The sequence below is a fragment of the Lacinutrix sp. WUR7 genome (genome assembly GCF_016864015.1).
Taxonomy (GTDB): domain Bacteria; phylum Bacteroidota; class Bacteroidia; order Flavobacteriales; family Flavobacteriaceae; genus Oceanihabitans.
In genome coordinates this window covers 323,443-343,365 of the sequence record NZ_CP045067.1, presented here as the reverse complement: position 1 = coordinate 343,365, position 19,923 = coordinate 323,443, and the positions used below count along the sequence as shown (strand labels likewise).

Genomic DNA, 19,923 nt, shown 5'->3' with positions numbered 1-19,923 from the left:
TTTACAAGCTGGAAATGACTAAATGAATAACAAGTGGTAGGAATGTAAGATGTTTTTTGATGATGTCATTCCGACTGCAACGGAGGAGTCTTTTTTTATTTGTCCTCCTTTTCCGGAACAGGGTCGTAACCGGACTTTCCCCAAGGATGACAACTAAAAATTCTTTTTATAGCCAGTTTTCCACCTTTTAATAAACCATGTTTTTGCAAAGCTTCTTTGGTATAATGCGAACAGGTTGGCTGAAACCTACACGTAGAAGGTGTTAATGGCGAAATTAAAGTCTGATACACTTTAATTAAAAATAGGAAAGGAGCGATTAGTATTTTTTTCATATTCGTTTTCCACGAAAGTGGAAATCTTATTAATGGCACGTAAATTTTAAAAATAGATTCGCATTTTATGTCAAATTCTCTGCGTTTTATTTTCAGAAAATTCATCTTTCTTTAGTTAAAGGAAAGAGCAAATGCTAATTGTAATTTTCCTAAAATTTCAGATTATTAAAAGAATTAAAACCAAATAACTTTACAGCTTACAATGAATGACTTAATTAATTCACAGAAAAACTTGTACCCTCTTTACCATCTTTAAGCTGAATACCAACAGCGGCTAATTCGTCTCTAATTTTATCAGACATGGCAAAGTCTTTATTTGCTCTTGCTTCTTGACGTAACTGGATTAAAAGTTCTACAGCACCAGAAAGTTTGTCTGTTCCTTTTTCGTCTTTACTCACATTTTCAAGCCCAAGAATATCAAAAACAAAACTGTTTATTGTATTTTTTAAGACTTCTAAATCTTCTTTTGTAATGGTTGCACTTTCGTCTTTAATCTGATTGATATATTTAACGGCTTCAAATAAAGTAGCAATTAAAATAGGCGTATTAAAGTCGTCATTCATTGCATCATAACATTTCTGTTTCCATTCCGAAACATTAAATGTAGATGTGCTAGATGTAGGTAATGTATCTAATGCATTAACGGCGTCTAAAAGTTTGTGAAATCCTTTTTCACTTGCTAATAAGCCATTATCTGTTAAATCTAAAACACTTCTATAAGAAGCTTGCATCATAAAAAAGCGAATGACACTAGGACTATAGGCTTTAGACATAATGTCGTTTTTACCAGAAATCAATTCAGAAGGATTTATATAATTCCCAGTCGATTTACTCATTCTAGCACCATTAAGTTCTAGCATATTGGCATGCATCCAGTATTTTACAGGATCCTTTCCTTTTGCTGCTTTATTCTGAGCAATTTCACATTCGTGATGTGGGAATTTTAAATCCATTCCGCCTCCATGAATATCAAAATATTCACCAAGATATTTGGTACTCATCGCTGTACATTCTAAATGCCAACCAGGAAAACCATCGCTCCATGGAGAAGGCCAACGCATAATGTGTGTTGGTTCTGCTTTTTTCCATAGCGCAAAATCTTGCGGATTTCTCTTGTCGCTTTGTCCGTCTAATTCACGAGTATTGTGAATTAAATCTTCCAGTTTACGTTTGCTTAATATGCCATAGTCGTTCGTTTGATTGTACTTGTGTACATCAAAATAAACAGAACCATTAACTTCATACCCAAAACCGTTATCTATAATAGTCTGAATAAGATCAATTTGCTCTATAATATGCCCCGTTGCAGTAGGTTCTATACTAGGAGGAAGAAAATTAAAAGTGTTTAGCACATTATGAAAATCTACAGTATATCGCTGTACAATTTCCATAGGTTCTATAGCTTCTAATCTTGCTTTTTTAGTAATTTTATCTTCACCAACATCGGCATCATTTTCTAAATGACCAGCATCTGTAATGTTTCTAACATAACGTACTTTATAACCTAAATGTAATAGGTAACGAAAAATCATATCAAAAGACATAAAAGTTCTTACATTTCCTAAATGTACATTGCTGTAAACCGTTGGTCCACAAACGTACATGCCAACATAACCTTCTGTTATTGGTTTGAAATGTTCTTTTTTACCAGAAAGGGAATTGTATATTTCTATGTTTTGTTTTTCTGAAATTTGCATAAAGTAGGCTGTTTCCATGAACTACTAAAAAGTAGTCTCTAATTTAATATAATCTAAAAATTCTCTACGTGTATCTTTTTCTTTGAATTTACCGCCAAACTCACTAGTTACCGTACTAGAATCTACATCTCTAATTCCTCTAGAATTTACACATAAATGTTTCGCATCAATAACACAAGCAACATCTTCCGTATTTAAAACATCTTGTAATTCCTTTACAATTTGAATCGTTAAACGTTCTTGTACTTGTGGTCTATTTGAAAAATAATCTACTATACGATTCATTTTAGATAAGCCAACAACCGTTCCGTTAGAAATGTAAGCAACATGTGCTCTACCAACTATAGGAAGTAAATGGTGCTCGCAAGTAGAATAAACAGTAATGTTTTTTTCCACAAGCATTTCGCCATATTTATACTTGTTATCAAAGGTAGAAGCGCTAGGTTTATTTTTAGGGTCTAAGCCGCTAAAAATTTCGTTGACAAACATTTTAGCAACTCTATTTGGTGTACCTTTCAGGCTATCGTCTTTTAAATCAAGACCTAATGTTTCCATGATATGTCTAACATCGTCCTTAATACTATCTATTTTTTCCTCATTTGTAAGAGTAAAAGCATCTTCACGCATTGGTGTGTTTGTTGATGTACCAACATGGTTGTCTCCTAATGAGTTAAATTCGTCTAATTTGCTATCCAGTTTCATTAAAAATAATAATAATTATAATTTGCAAAGATAAGTAATTCCCGTTTGTTATGGTTTGAATTGAAGTAGAATTAATTTCTAATGGATTTCGGTTTTTTGCTTATTTTTTAACAACTTTTCATGCTAATTGCTTTAAGTTAAGTATTTTGCGATATAAATAAGGTTTTTCTAATTGCTTAAAATATGTCATGCCTTTTTTTTTATGAAGAGATTTTTAGTTATTATTTGTTTATTTGCTGTTCAGCTTGCAATTGCGCAAGGGCCAGGATGTTCTAATGTAGACGCTGGACCTGTGCAAATAAGTGTAGATTGTTCTACAGGTTGTACAGATTTAACTGCTACTTTTCTTGAAACAGGGGAAACAACATTTTATACTATTTCCTCTATACCTTTTTCTGATCCTTTTACTCCGCCATCTTCTTTTTCTTTTACAGGATTATCAAATCAATTATTTTTAACTTCTGATGATATTTGGTCCGATATTATACCATTGCCTTTTACATTTTGTTTTTTTGGGAATCAATATAATGAGATATTAGTAGGTGTTAATGGGGTATTGAGTTTTGAAACTACTTATGCAAATTCTAGTAATGACTTCATTTCTGGGGGTATATTGCCAAATAATTCTAACCCAGGTTTTAGCGAAGCTAATATTTTTGGTGCTGGTCATGATATAGATCCTTCGGCAAGTGGTGGTTCTCATGAAATTGGATGGGAAGTCCAAGGGGTTGCTCCATGTAGAAGGTTTGTTGCATCTTATTATAATGTTCCTCAATTTGGGTGTACGACAGAATTATCTACTCAAATGATAGTTTTATATGAAGGAACTAATACCATTGAAGTATATATAGCTGAAAAACCAACATGTTTTTGGTTGAATGGTAATGCTGTCGTTGGTATACAAAATGATAATGGAACACAAGCATTTCCTGTTCCAGGAAGAAATAATACGAATTGGATAGCAACAAATGAAGCTTGGCGTTTTACCCCTAGTGGAACACCAAACTATACGGTAACTTGGTATGATGGTACTAATAGTCCGGTTGGTAATACGCCAACTATTAATGTTTGTCCAGCTGTAAATGAGACTTTTTCGGTAGAGGTGGAATATACGAATTGTGATGGTTCTACTTTTATAGATATTGATACTATTGATGTTACTGTAAATGCAACACCAACAGTCTTATTAACCAGTAATACTTCGACTTGTTCTGGCGGAACAGCAAGCTTTACTATCACAGGAGCAGCAGGTGATATTGTCGATTATACAGGATTCACAGGGTCGCCCGTAAGTCCGGTAACCTTGGATGCTTCGGGAATTGCAACCATCATTGTAGCAGGAGTAACCACAGATCAAACCATAAATCTAACGAATGTTAGCAATCCAACGACAAGCTGTTCTGGAGTATTAAGTAACAGCGAAACGGTAACGATAAATGCAAGTCCAACAGTCTTATTGAGCAGTAATAGTTCCACTTGTTCTGGCGGAACGGCAAGCTTTACTATCACAGGAGCAGCAGGTGATATTGTCGATTATACCGGAATCACAGGGTCGCCCGCAAGTCCGGTAACTTTAGATGCTTCGGGAGTTGTAACCATCAGCGTAGCAGGAGTAACCACAGATCAAACGATAAATTTAACGAATGTTACTAATCCTAGTACGAGCTGTTCAGGAACACTTACTAACAGTGAAACGGTAACCATAAATGCGAATCCAACAGTTACCTTAAGTAGTAATACTTCCACTTGTTCTGGAGGAACAGCAAGCTTTACTATCACAGGAGCACCAGGTGATATTGTCGGTTATACCGGAATAATAGGTGCTCCAGCAAGTCCGGTGACTTTAGATGCTTCGGGAGTTGCAACCATCACCGTAACAGGAGTAACCTCAGATCAAACGATCAATTTAACGAATGTTAGCAATCCAACGACAAGCTGTTCAGAAGTATTAGCCAGCAGCGAAACGGTTATGATAAATGCAAATCCAACAGTTACCTTAAGTAGTAATAGTTCCACTTGTTCTGGCGGAACGGCAAGCTTTACTATCACAGGAGCAGCAGGTGATATTGTCGGTTATACCGGAATAATAGGTGCTCCAGCAAGTCCGGTGACTTTAGATGCTTCGGGAGTTGCAACCATCACCGTAACAGGAGTAACCTCAGATCAAACGATCAATTTAACGAATGTTAGCAATCCAACGACAAGCTGCTCAGGAACACTTACTAACACCGAAACAGTAACGATAAATGCAAATCCAACCGTCTCATTAAGTAGTAATACTTCGACTTGTTCTGGAGGAACAGCAAGCTTTACTATCACAGGAGCACCAGGTGATATTGTCGATTATACAGGAATCACAGGGTCGCCCGCAAGTCCGGTAACTTTAGATGCTTCGGGAGTTGTAACCATCAGCGTAGCAGGAGTAACCACAGATCAAACGATAAATTTAACGAATGTTACTAATCCTAGTACGAGCTGTTCAGGAACACTTACTAACAGCGAAACGGTAACCATAAATGCAAATCCAACCGTCTCATTAAGTAGTAATACTTCCACTTGTTCTGGAGGAACAGCAAGCTTTACTATCACAGGAGCACCAGGTGATATTGTCGGTTATACCGGAATAATAGGTGCTCCAGCAAGTCCGGTGACTTTAGATGCTTCGGGAGTTGCAACCATCACCGTAACAGGAGTAACCTCAGATCAAACGATCAATTTAACGAATGTTAGCAATCCAACGACAAGCTGCTCAGGAACACTTACTAACACCGAAACAGTAACGATAAATGCAAATCCAACCGTCTCATTAAGTAGTAATACTTTCACTTGTTCTGGAGGAACAGCAAGCTTTACTATCACAGGAGCACCAGGTGATATTGTCGATTATACAGGAATCACAGGGTCGCCCGCAAGTCCGGTAACTTTAGATGCTTCGGGAGTTGCAATAGTAACAGTAACGGGAGCAATCACAGATCAAACGATAAATCTAACGAATGTTACCAATCCAACGACAAGCTGTTCGGGAACACTTACTAACACAGAAACAGTAACGATAAATGCAAGTCCAACAGTCTTATTGAGCAGTAATAGTTCCACTTGTTCTGGCGGAACAGCAAGCTTTACCATCACAGGAACAGCAGGTGATATTGTAGATTATACAGGAGTAACAGGTTCACCGGCAAGTCCGGTAACTTTGGGTGCTTCGGGAATAGCAACCATCACCGTAACAGGAGTAACCACAGATCAAACGATAAATCTAACGAATGTTACCAATCCAACGACAAGCTGTTCAGAAGTATTAACCAGCAGCGAAACGGTAACGATAAATGCAAGTCCAACAGTCTTATTGAGCAGTAATAGTTCCACTTGTTCTGGTGGAACAGCAACATTTACCATCACAGGAACCGCAGGTGATATTGTCGATTATACAGGGATTATAGGAACACCAGCAAGTCCGGTAATTTTAGGCGCTTTAGGAATTGCAACCATCACCGTAGCAGGAGTAACCACAGATCAAACAATAAATCTAACCAATGTTACTAATCCAACGACAAGCTGTTCCGGAGTATTAAGTAACACTGAAACCGTAACTATAAATGCGAACCCAACGGTCACATTAAGTAGTAATATTTCCACTTGTTCTGGCGGAACAGCAAGCTTTACTATCACAGGAACCGCAGGTGATATTGTCGATTATACAGGAATCACAGGGTCGCCCGCAAGTCCGGTAACTTTGGATACTTCGGGAGTTGCAATAGTAACAGTAACGGGAGCAATCACAGATCAAACGATAAATCTAACGAATGTTACCAATCCAACGACAAGCTGTTCGGGAACACTTACTAACACAGAAACAGTAACGATAAATGCAAATCCAACAGTCTTATTAAGTAGTAATACTTCCACTTGTTCTGGAGGAACAGCAACATTTACCATTACAGGAACAGCAGGTGATATTGTCGATTATACAGGAATCACAGGGTCGCCCGCAAGTCCGGTAACTTTGGATATTTCGGGAGTTGCAATAGTAACAGTAACGGGAGCAATCACAGATCAAACGATAAATCTAACCAATGTTAGCAATCCAACGACAAGCTGTTCCGGAGTATTAAGTAACACTGAAACCGTAACTATAAATGCGAACCCAACGGTCACATTAAGTAGTAATATTTCTACTTGTTCTGGCGGAACAGCAACATTTACCATTACAGGTACTGCAGGCGACATCGTAGATTATACAGGAGTAGCAGGCACGCCAACAAGTCCGGTGACTTTGGATATTTCTGGAGTAGCAATAATCACAGTAGCAGGAGTAATCACAGATCAAACAATAAATCTAACCAATGTTACTAATCCAACGACAAGTTGTTCAGAAGTATTAACCAGCAGCGAAACGGTAACGATAAATGCAAGTCGAACAGTCTTATTGAGCAGTAATAGTTCCACTTGTTCTGGTGGAACAGCAACATTTACCATCACAGGAACCGCAGGTGATATTGTCGATTATACAGGGATTATAGGAACACCAGCAAGTCCGGTGACTTTGGATGTTTCTGGAGTAGCAATAATCACAGTAGCAGGAGTAACCACAGATCAAACGATAAATTTAACGAATGTTACTAATCCAACGACAAGTTGTTCCGGAGTATTAAGTAACAGCGAAACGGTAACGATAAATGCAAGTCCAACAGTCTTATTGAGCAGTAATAGTTCCACTTGTTCTGGTGGAACAGCAACATTTACCATCACAGGAACCGCAGGTGATATTGTCGATTATACAGGAGTAACAGGTTCACCGGCAAGTCCGGTAACTTTGGGTGCTTCGGGAATAGCAACCATCACCGTAACAGGAGTAACCACAGATCAAACGATAAATCTAACGAATGTTACCAATCCAACGACAAGCTGTTCAGAAGTATTAACCAGCAGCGAAACGGTAACGATAAATGCAAGTCCAACAGTCTTATTGAGCAGTAATAGTTCCACTTGTTCTGGCGGAACGGCAAGCTTTACTATCACAGGAACAGCAGGTGATATTGTAGATTATACAGGAGTAACAGGTTCACCGGCAAGTCCGGTAACTTTGGGTGCTTCGGGAATAGCAACCATCACCGTAACAGGAGTAACCACAGATCAAACGATAAATCTAACTAATGTTACCAATCCAACGACAAGCTGTTCAGAAGTATTAACCAGCAGCGAAACGGTAACGATAAATGCAAGTCCAACAGTCTTATTGAGCAGTAATAGTTCCACTTGTTCTGGCGGAACAGCAACATTTACCATCACAGGAACAACAGGTGATATTGTAGATTACACAGGAATCACAGGGTCGCCCGCAAGTCCGGTGACTTTGGATACTTCGGGAGTTGCAATAGTAACAGTAACGGGAGCAATCACAGATCAAACGATAAATCTAACGAATGTTACCAATCCAACGACAAGCTGTTCGGGAACACTTACTAACACAGAAACAGTAACGATAAATGCAAATCCAACAGTCTTATTAAGTAGTAATACTTCCACTTGTTCTGGAGGAACAGCAAGCTTTACCATCACAGGAGCAGCAGGTGATATTGTCGATTATACAGGAATCACAGGGTTGCCCGCAAGTCCGGTAACTTTGGATATTTCGGGAGTTGCAACAGTAACAGTAACGGGAGCAATCACAGATCAAACGATAAATCTAACGAATGTTAGCAATCCAACGACAAGCTGTTCCGGAGTATTAAGTAACACAGAAACCGTAACTATAAATGCGAACCCAACAGTTACCTTAAGTAGTAATAGTTCCACTTGTTCTGGAGGAACAGCAAGCTTTACTATCACAGGAGCACCAGGTGATATTGTCGATTATACAGGGATTGCAGGAACGCCCGCAAGTCCGGTGACTTTGGATGTTTCTGGAGTAGCAATAATCACAGTAGCAGGAGTAACCACAGATCAAACGATAAATTTAACGAATGTTACCAATCCAACGACAAGCTGTTCAGAAGTATTAACCAGCAGCGAAACGGTAACGATAAATGCAAGTCCAACAGTTACCTTAAGTAGTAATACTTCTACTTGTTCTGGCGGAACAGCAACATTTACCATCACAGGAACAACAGGTGATATTGTCGGTTATACCGGAATAATAGGTGCTCCAGCAAGTCCGGTGACTTTAGATGCTTCGGGAGTTGCAACCATCATCGTAACAGGAGTAACCTCAGATCAAACGATCAATTTAACGAATGTTAGCAATCCAACGACAAGCTGCTCAGGAACACTTACTAACACAGAAACAGTAACGATAAATGCAAATCCAACAGTCATATTAAGTAGTAATACTTCTACTTGTTCTGGCGGAACAGCAACATTTACCATCACAGGAACAACAGGTGATATTGTAGATTACACAGGAATCACAGGGTCGCCCGCAAGTCCGGTGACTTTGGATACTTCGGGAGTTGCAATAGTAATAGTAACGGGAGCAATCACAGATCAAACGATAAATCTAACGAATGTTACCAATCCAACGACAAGCTGTTCGGGAACACTTACTAACACAGAAACAGTAACGATAAATGCAAATCCAACAGTCTTATTAAGTAGTAATACTTCCACTTGTTCTGGAGGAACAGCAAGCTTTACCATCACAGGAACAGCAGGTGATATTGTAGATTATACAGGAATCACAGGCTCGCCAGCAAGTCCGGTAACTTTAGATGCTTCGGGAGTTGCAACAGTAACAGTAACGGGAGCAATCACAGATCAAACGATAAATCTAACCAATGTTACCAATCCAACGACAAGCTGTTCGGGAACACTTACTAACACAGAAACAGTAACGATAAATGCAAATCCAACAGTTACCTTAAGTAGTAATAGTTCCGCTTGTTCTGGAGGAACAGCAAGCTTTATCATTACAGGAACTGCAGGTGATATTGTAGATTATACAGGAATCACAGGCTCGCCAGCAAGTCCGGTAACTTTAGATGCTTCGGGAGTTGCAATAGTAACAGTAACGGGAGCAATCACAGATCAAACGATAAATTTAACGAATGTTACCAATCCAACGACAAGCTGCTCAGGAACACTTACTAACACCGAAACGGTAACGATAAATGCGAATCCAACAGTCTTATTAAGTAGTAATAGTTCCACTTGTTCTGGAGGAACAGCAAGCTTTATCATTACAGGAACTGCAGGTGATATTGTAGATTATACAGGAATCACGGGAACACCAGCAAGTCCGGTGACTTTAGATGCTTCGGGAGTTGCAACCATCACCGTAACAGGAGTAACTACAGATCAAACGATAAATCTAACGAATGTTACCAATCCAACGACAAGTTGTTCCGGAGTATTAAGTAACAGCGAAACGGTAACGATAAATGCAAGTCCAACAGTCTTATTGAGCAGTAATAGTTCCACTTGTTCTGGCGGAACGGCAAGCTTTACTATCTCAGGAACAGCAGGTGATATTGTAGATTATACAGGAGTAACAGGTTCACCGGCAAGTCCGGTAACTTTGGGAGCTTCGGGAATAGCAACCATCACCGTAACAGGAGTAACCACAGGTCAAACGATAAATCTAACCAATGTTACCAATCCAACAACAAGCTGTTCTGGAGTATTAAGTAACAGCGAAACGGTAATAATAAATGCAAATCCAACAGTCTTATTAAGTAGTAATACTTCCACTTGTTCTGGTGGAACAGCAACATTTACCATCACAGGAACCGCAGGTGATATTGTGGATTATACAGGGATCACAGGGACGCTAGCAAGTCCAGTAACTTTGGGTTCTTCGGGAGTTGCAATAGTAACAGTAACGGGAGCAATCACAGATCAAACGATAAATTTAACGAATGTTACCAACCCAACGACAAGCTGCTCAGGAACACTTACTAACAGCGAAACGGTAACCATAAATGCGAATCCAACAGTTACCTTAAGTAGTAATAGTTCCACTTGTTCTGGAGGAACAGCAAGCTTTATCATCACAGGAACCGCAGGTGATATTGTCGATTATACAGGAATCACAGGGTCGCCAGCAAGTCCGGTAACTTTAGATGCTTCGGGAGTTGCAATAGTCAACGTAGCAGGAGTAACCACAAGTCAAACGATAAATCTAACCAATGTAACTAACCCAACGACAAGCTGCTCAGGAACACTTACAAATACCGAAACGGTAACAATAAATGCAAATCCAACAGTCTTATTAAGCAGTAATAGTTCCACTTGTTCTGGCGGAACGGCAAAATTTACCATTACAGGAACCCCAGGTGATATAGTAGATTATACTGGAATTACAGGCTCGCCAGCAAGTCCGGTAACTTTAGATGCTTCGGGAGTTGCAATAGTAACAGTAACGGGAGCAATCACAGATCAAACGATAAATTTAACGAATGTTACCAATCCAGCAACAAGCTGTTCGGGAACACTTACTAACACAGAAACGGTAACGATAAATGCGAATCCAAGCCTAATATCATTAACCGGTAATTCCGATATTTGTGAAGGAGATGTCGCTATTTTTACTATTTCTGGCGATCCAGGAAACGAAGTTTTTTATAATATTAATGGAGGAGGAACTCAGCAAGCGATTTTAAATCCTTTAGGCCAAGCACAAATTAGTATTATAAGTGCAGTCGTAAACCAAACAATTACCTTAGAGACTATAATAAATCCCATAACTACTTGTTCTAGTTTGTTAGGAAATACATTAGCTATAAATGTTACGCCGCTAGTTGATGCGTCTTTTAATATGCTTCCAAATTGTAATGGAGCAACGGCAAATGTTACAGGAGATATAGGTGGTGCTTTTAGTTTTAATCCAGAACCAACAGATGGAGCAAGTATAGATGGTGTTTCAGGAGAAGTCATTAATGCTATTCCTAATACAACGTATTCCGTTATGTATAGTGTAACCGGAATATGTAATACAGATACAGAAATAGTATCCTTTTCAGTGCTTCCTTTACCGGTTGTAGATTTACAAGATGAATTTTTAATCTGTTTAGATTCTGAAGGAAATATCATTAATCAACCAAGAATAGATTCCGATTTATCGATAGTAGACTATTTGTTTGAATGGACAGAAATAAGTAATCCATCCGTAGTTTTAGGAACCAATACTTATTACGAGCCTATGGTTTCAGGGGTTTATAGTGTGTTAGTAACTAATACTGTTACTGGTTGTTCTACAGTTGTTGGGGACATTAATACGATAACAACAGTAACTAGTAGTATTATTCCAAGTGGATTAAACGCGATAATTACTTCGGAAACATTTGCAAACGAAAGTATAATAGAAGTCCGTGTGAATGAAGAGCCGGGAATTGTTTATGCATTTAGTTTAGATGGGAATACTTTTGAAAGTAATGGAACAAACGAATATGTGTTTTACAATGTGACCTCTGGAGAACACGAAGTAACGGCTACTGATGTTGCGGGTTGTGGAACGATAAGTATAATTATTTTTGTTGTGGATTATCCGTTGTTTTTTACACCAAATAATGATGGATACAATGATACTTGGCAAATTATAGGTTTAAATAATCCATTGGATGCTAAGGTTTCTATTTATGACAGATATGGTAAGTTGCTAAAACAATTAAATTCAAATAATGAAGGATGGGATGGAACTTTAAACGGGCAAGCATTACCATCCAGTGATTATTGGTTTACATTAGAATATAGAGATCCAAACAATCAATTAGATACTAGGGAAAAAGTGTTTAACGGACATTTTACTTTAAAAAGATAATTGGAAACAGAGGCGCTAAAGGTATTGATTTTATTCTCTTTACAAGGAAATAGAAATAATTATAAAAAAACGGATTAAAACAGATGCCTATTTTTATTCTATAATATAAATGAAGTATTTATTATTTCAAGATAATTTAACTAAAATTTCGCTAAATTTTTCTTAATTTTCCGAATTAATTATAATTAAGTTTCATGATTAGTAGCCAGAATTTAGGTTTTTGTTGCTATATCATTAATATAAATATCTCTTCATGAAAAGATTACTATCTTTATTTAGCTTTTTTCTAGTTCAATTTCTATGCGCTCAAGTGGGAAATCAAATGCCTGTAAGTTCAGGTCCTGGTTCTCATTCTTTAGACATGACTTCTTCTAATGGTTTTAATTTAGATTGCGTAACTACGTGTACAGATCTTACGGCCAGTTTTACAGAGTATGGTAGTACTGATACGTATACCGTTCAAGGAATAGATTTTAATCCACGATTTAATTTTTCAGGATTAGCAAATCAAGTATTTTTTGATGGTGGTGTTTATGAAGATGATCAATGGAGTGTGCCAATAGATTTACCTTTTGATTTTTGTTTTTTTGGAGATAGTTATGATCAAGTACAAGTTGGAGGTAATGGTGTGATACGATTTGATGTAAATGCCGGTGATACTTCCAATTGGTGGTCCTTTAACGAAACCTTACCTAATAATTCGAATCCTACTTTAAGCGAACCTAGTATATTTGGAGCAGCCCATGATTTGGATCCAAGAATAGGGGATCCTAGTTTGCTAGAAATTGGATGGGAGATAAAAGGAGAAGCGCCGTTTAGAGCTTTTATATATAGCTATTTTAATGTACCTCATTATGGAATACCTGGAACTCCTTGTAATAATTTAAGAACCACGCAAATGATGATCTTTTATGAAACAACAAATATCATAGAGGTACTTATTTTAGACAAACCATCGTGTGCTGACTGGAATAATGGAAATGCCGTAATTGGAATTCAAAATAATGCAGGAACAGTAGCATATACGCCTCCTAATAGAAATACAGGCGATTGGGCTACAAGTCTAGAGGCTTGGCAATTTGTACCTTCTGATGGTACGCCATCCGATAATTATACCTTCTCTTGGTTAGATGATACAGGAGCTGTAATAAGTAATAATTTAACATTAAGTGTTTGCCCAACAGTAACTACAACCTATACCGCTCAAGTAGAATACACTCCAGATTGTGGTTTTCCAATGTCTGTGGTTACTAGAGATGTAACTGTTAATGTAAATATTGGAGCAATAATCACAGGAGATTTAAGTATTTGCGAAGGAGAAACTACACAATTAGCAGGAAGTGGAATACCAAGTGCAACAACACCATGGGTTTCTTCAGATACAGCAGTAGCTACCGTAGATAACACAGGATTGGTAACAGGAGTAAGTCCTGGAACAGCAGATATTACCTATTCAGATAATACAGGATGTGTTGGAACAGTAACAGTAACCATTAATCCTATACTATCTCCTTCTATAAGTTGTGGAACTTCTACTACCAGTTCTACACAGTTTAATTGGCCTGGAATACCAGGAGCTACAGGGTATACCATTTCTTATCAGATTAACGGAAATCCGATAGTAAATATTGGAAATATTGGTAATATTTTGACCTATACAGCAACATCCACAGCTTCAGATCCTATTGTAGCAGGTGATAATGTAACAATAACGGTATCCCCATTAGGAGGGGCAGGAACTTGTTTTGAACCTAGTACTTTTTCATGTACCGCTAATAATTGTACTGCCCCAACTATCACAGGAACTTTAAATGCTTGTTTAGGACAAACTACGCAATTAACAGGAAGTGGAACAGCAAACGCAACAACACCATGGGTTTCTTCAGATACTGGAGTAGCTACAATAGATGCTTCCGGTTTAGTAACATCAGTAACTAGTGGAACATCAGATATTACATATACGGATGATAATGGATGTGATGTAACTGTAACGGTAACCATCAATCCAATATTATCACCTGCCATAAGTTGTGGAACTTCTACTACCACTTCTACACAATTTAATTGGAATACCATAGTTGGAACGACATCGTATACGGTTTCGTATCAGATTAACGGAAACCCAGTAGTAAACATTGGTGACATTGGTAATTTTTTAACCTATACAGCAACATCCACAGCTTCTAACCCGATAGTAGCAGGTGACACAGTGACTATAACTGTTACACCAGTTGGAGGAACAGGAACCTGTTTTGAAGCAACAACTTTTACATGTACAGCTATGAATTGTACAACGCCAACAATCACAGGAACTTTAAGTGCTTGTGAAGGAGAAACTACCCAATTAACGGGAAGTGGAACGGCAAATACAACGGCGCCATGGGTTTCTTCAGATACCGCAATAGCTACAGTAGATAATACTGGATTGGTAACCGGAGTAAGTGATGGAATAGTAGGTATTACGTATACCGATGATAATGGTTGTGTAGTAACAGAAAACATTACTATAAATGCAACACCAACAATCACAGGAACTTTAAGTGCTTGTGAAGGAGATACCACACAATTAACAGGAGATGGAACAGCTAACGTAACAACGCCGTGGGTTTCTTCTGATACAGCTGTAGCTACCGTAGATGGAACAGGATTAGTAACGGGAGTAACTAGCGGAACAGCAGATATTACATATACTAATGATATTGGTTGTGATGTAACGGTAACAGTTACCATAAATGCAACGCCAACAATTACAGGAACTTTAAGTGCTTGTTTAGGAGCTACTACACAATTAACAGGAAGCGGAACAGCAAATGCAACTACACCATGGGTTTCTTTAGATACCGGAGTAGCTACAGTAGATGCTTCAGGTTTAGTAACATCAGTAACTAGTGGAACATCAGATATTACATATACCGATGATAACGGATGTGATGTAACCGAAACGGTAACCATCAACCCAATATTATCTCCAGCTATTAGTTGTGGAACTTCTACTACGACTTCTACACAATTTAATTGGAATACCATAGCTGGAGCTACATCGTATACGGTTTCGTATCAGATTAACGGAAATCCAGTAGTAAACATTGGTGACATTGGTAATTTTTTAACCTATACAGCAACATCTACAGCTTCTAACCCGATAGTAGCAGGTGACACAGTGACTATAACTGTTACACCAGTTGGAGGAACAGGAACCTGTTTTGAAGCAACAACTTTTACATGTACAGCTATGAATTGTACAACGCCAACAATCACAGGAACTTTAAGTGCTTGTGAAGGAGATACTACCCAATTAACGGGAAGTGGAACGGCAAATACAACGACGCCATGGGTTTCTTCAGATATCGCAATAGCTACAGTAGATAATACTGGATTGGTAACAGGAATAAGTGATGGAACAGTAGGTATTACGTATACCGATGATAATGGTTGTGTAGTAACGGAAAACGTTACCATAAATGCAACACCAACAATCACAGGAACTTTAAGTGCTTGTGAAGGAGATACCACACAATTAACAGGAGATGGAACAGCTAACGCAACAACGCCGTGGGTTTCTTCTGATACAGCAGTAGCTACCGTAGATGGAACAGGATTAGTAACGGGAGTAACTAGCGGAACAGCAGATATTACCTATACTAATGATGCTGGTTGTGTTGTAACAGAAACAGTTACTATAAATGCAACGCCAACAATTACAGGTACTTTAAGAGCTTGTTTAGGATCTACGACACAATTAACCGGAAGTGGAACAGCAAACGCAACAGCGCCTTGGATTTCTTCAGATACCGGAGTAGCTACAGTAGATACTTCAGGTTTAGTAACAGGAGTAACTAGTGGAACATCAGACATAACATATACCGATGCTAACGGTTGTACTGCAACGGTAACAGTTACCATCGACCCAATACTATCTCCTTCTGTAAGTTGTGGAACTTCGACTACCACTTCTACACAATTTAATTGGAATACCATAGCTGGAGCTACATCGTATACGGTTTCTTATCAGATTAACGGAAACCCAGTAGTAAACATTGGAGATATTGGTAATGTTTTAACGTATACAGCAACATCCACAGCCTCTGATCCTATAGTAGCAAGTGATTCTGTTATAGTAACAGTGACACCAATAGGAGGAGCAGGAACCTGTTTTGAAGCAACTACTTTTACGTGTACAGCTATGAATTGTACAACGCCAATTGTAACAGGAACATTTTCAGCATGTATAGGAGATACTACGCAATTAACAGGAAATGGAACAGCAAGTGCAACAACACCTTGGGCTTCTTCAGATACAGCAATAGCTACAGTAGATAATACTGGATTGGTAACAGGAATAAGTGATGGAACAGTAGGTATTACGTATACCGATGATAATGGTTGTGTAGTAACGGAAAACGTTACCATAAATGCAACACCAACAATCACAGGAACTTTAAGTGTTTGTTCCGGACTTACCTCACAATTAGCAGGAAGTGGAACAGCAAATGCAACTACGCCATGGATTTCATCAGATACGGCAGTAGCAACAATAGATAATGCCGGATTGGTAACAGCAGTTAGTATTGGAACAGCCGATATTACATATACAGACGCTAATGGATGTGATGTAACGGTAACAGTGACTATTAATGCCCTTCCAACAATTACAGGAACTTTAAGTGCCTGTGAAGGAGATACTACTACATTAACAGGAAGTGGAACAGCAAGTGCTACAACACCATGGGTTTCTTCAGATGCTACAATAGCAACAGTAGATAATTCTGGAGTTGTAACAGGAGTAAGTACAGGAACAGCAGATATTACCTATACCGATGCTAATGGTTGTGATGTGACGGCAACAGTAACGATTAATGTAACACCAACAATTACAGGAACGTTAAGTGCTTGTGAAGGAGATGTTACACAGTTAACAGGAAGTGGAATAGCAAATGCAACAACGCCTTGGATTTCTTCAGATACAGCAGTTGCTACAGTAGATAATACAGGGTTGGTGACAGGAGTAAGTAACGGAACAACCGATATTACATATACATCTGATAATGGTTGTGATGTAACGGTAACAGTAACTATTAATGGCATTCCAACTATTTCAGGAAACGTAATTGTTTGCGAAGGAACTGATACGCAATTAACAGGAAGTGGAACAGCAGGAGCAACAACTCCTTGGGTTTCCTCTGATACGGCAATAGCTACAGTTTCTAATACAGGATTAGTAACAGGAGTAAGTGCTGGAACTGCAGATATTACGTATGCCGACGCTAATGGTTGTGATATAACGGTAACAGTAACTATTAATGCTACACCAACAATTACCGGTGTATTATCGGTATGTACCGGAGATAATACTATGTTAACAGGAAGCGGAACGGCAAATGTAACTGCGCCATGGGTTTCTTCAGATACAGCAATAGCGACGGTAGATAATACCGGATTGGTAACAGGAGTAAGTAGTGGTTCAGCAGATATTACGTACACCGATAGTAACGATTGTACCGTAACAGTTACAGTAGCGGTTACAGTGCCAACAATCACAGGGACATTAAGCGCTTGTTTAGGATTTACTACACAATTAACCGGTAGTGGAACAGCAAATGCAACTGCGCCTTGGATTTCTTCAGATACCGCAATAGCTACAGTAGATAATACTGGATTGGTAACAGGAGTAAGTGCTGGAACAGCCGATATTACATATACCGATGCTAATGGTTGTGATATAACGGTAACCGTAACTATTAATGCAACACCAACAATCACAGGGACTTTAATTGCTTGTGAAGGAGATACTACTTCGTTAACAGGAAGTGCAACAGCAAGTGCAACAAATCCTTGGATTTCTTCAGATACAGCAATTGCTACTGTAGATAATGCAGGATTGGTAACAGGAGTAAGTGCTGGATCAGCCGATATTACGTATACAGATAGTAATGGTTGTGATGTAACAGTAACGGTTACTATTAATGCAACGCCAACAATAACAGGAACGTTAAGTGCTTGTGAAGGAGATTTTACACAGTTAATAGGAAGTGGAATAGCAAATGCTACAACCCCTTGGGTTTCTTCAAATATGGCAGTAGCTACTGTAGATAATACAGGGTTAGTAACAGGAGTGAGTAATGGAACATCAAATATTACATATACCTCAGATAATGGTTGTGATGTAACGGTAACAGTTACTATTAATGCCATTCCAACTATTTCAGGAAACTTAATTATTTGCGAAGGAAGTGATTCGCAGTTAGCAGGAAGCGGAACAGCAGGAGCAACAACACCTTGGGTTTCTTCTGATACGGCAATAGCTACAGTTTCTAATACAGGATTAGTAACAGGAGTAAGCGCAGGAACAGCCGATATTACGTATGCCGACGCTAATGGTTGTGATATAATGGTAACAGTAACTATTAATGCAACACCAACAATTACAGGTGTTTTATCGGTATGTATAGAAGATGATACGCAATTAACAGGAAGTGGAACAGCGAGTACTACAAATCCTTGGGTTTCTTCAGATACAACAATAGCTACAATAGATAATACAGGATTGGTAACAGGAGTAAATGGTGGTACAGTAGATATTACGTATACAGATAGTAATGGCTGTTCTGCAGTAGAAACATTTACCGTGGATCCTAGACCAATTGTAGATCTTCAAGATACATTTATTCTATGTATGGATAATGATGGTAATATTGTAAATGATCCAACAATAGAAACTGGTTTGTCTACAGTAGATTATTCCTTTGCATGGACAGAAGCTGCTAATCCTACTACTATTTTAGGTACAGATTCTTATTATGAACCTATACTTGCAGGAACGTATAGTGTGTTTATAACAAATAATAATACGGGTTGTGTAACTGTTGTTGGGGATCCTAATACCATATCTGTTGTAACAAATAGTATTCCGCCAACAGGATTAGACGTTGTAATTCTTTCGGAAACCTTTGCAAGTGAAAATGTGCTTCAAGCAAGTGTAGATAATATTCCTGGAGCATCTTATGAGTTTAGTATTGATAATGGACCTTTTGAAAGTAACGGAACAAATGTATATACGTTTGGTAATGTTTCTTCTGGAGACCATACGATAACTGTTAGAGATGCAGACGGTTGTGGAGATGATGATTTCACCATCTTTGTATTAGACTATCCTTTGTTTTTCACACCAAATAATGATGGACATAATGATACATGGCAAATTTCTGGTATTAATCCAGATGCCGTAATTTATATCTTTGATAGATATGGTAAGTTATTAAAACAACTAAGTCCTACTAGTCTTGGTTGGGATGGAACTTTTAATGGACAACCTTTACCATCAAGTGATTATTGGTTCTCTTTAGAATATATAGATCCTAATGATTTAGAAGATACAAGTGTAAAAGAATTTATGGCTCATTTTACTTTAAAAAGGTAAATTAATATTATAACCATCTAA

The 19,923-nt window shown here is 38.2% G+C and carries 6 protein-coding genes; 2 read left to right on the top strand and 4 right to left on the bottom strand.

Annotated elements, in window-relative coordinates; all coding sequences use genetic code 11:
* Positions 1–95 precede the first annotated feature (95 nt).
* The 4 genes from yidD to FG167_RS17485 all read right to left on the bottom strand — a co-directional run bounded on the left by yidD (position 96) and on the right by FG167_RS17485 (position 3,740).
* Entirely contained in the window at positions 96–332 is a 237-nt protein-coding gene (gene yidD / locus FG167_RS01455) for a membrane protein insertion efficiency factor YidD (RefSeq protein ID WP_203459723.1), read from the bottom strand.
* 215 nt (positions 333–547) lie between these two features.
* The gene (cysS, locus tag FG167_RS01450; RefSeq protein ID WP_203459722.1) at positions 548–2,029 is read right to left on the bottom strand and encodes a cysteine--tRNA ligase; all 1,482 of its coding nucleotides are present in this window, start codon (positions 2,027–2,029) and stop codon (positions 548–550) included.
* A 24-nt stretch (positions 2,030–2,053) separates the two neighbouring features.
* On the bottom strand, positions 2,054–2,731 hold the full coding sequence (folE, locus tag FG167_RS01445; protein ID WP_203459721.1) for a GTP cyclohydrolase I FolE: 678 nt from the start codon (positions 2,729–2,731) through the stop codon (positions 2,054–2,056).
* Positions 2,732–3,545: 814 nt separating this feature from the next.
* Complete coding sequence (locus tag FG167_RS17485; protein WP_370568422.1) at positions 3,546–3,740, bottom strand: hypothetical protein; 195 nt, start codon at positions 3,738–3,740, stop codon at positions 3,546–3,548.
* Between the two features lie 960 nt (positions 3,741–4,700).
* Between FG167_RS17485 and FG167_RS01440 the strand changes: the two genes are divergently transcribed.
* Positions 4,701–12,485 carry a T9SS type B sorting domain-containing protein gene (locus tag FG167_RS01440; protein ID WP_370568421.1) on the top strand — a complete coding sequence of 2,595 codons (7,785 nt, stop codon included), beginning with the start codon at positions 4,701–4,703 and terminating at the stop codon, positions 12,483–12,485.
* 253 nt (positions 12,486–12,738) lie between these two features.
* Entirely contained in the window at positions 12,739–19,902 is a 7,164-nt protein-coding gene (locus FG167_RS01435; protein ID WP_203459720.1) for an Ig-like domain-containing protein, read from the top strand.
* The last annotated feature ends 21 nt before the right edge of the window (positions 19,903–19,923 follow it).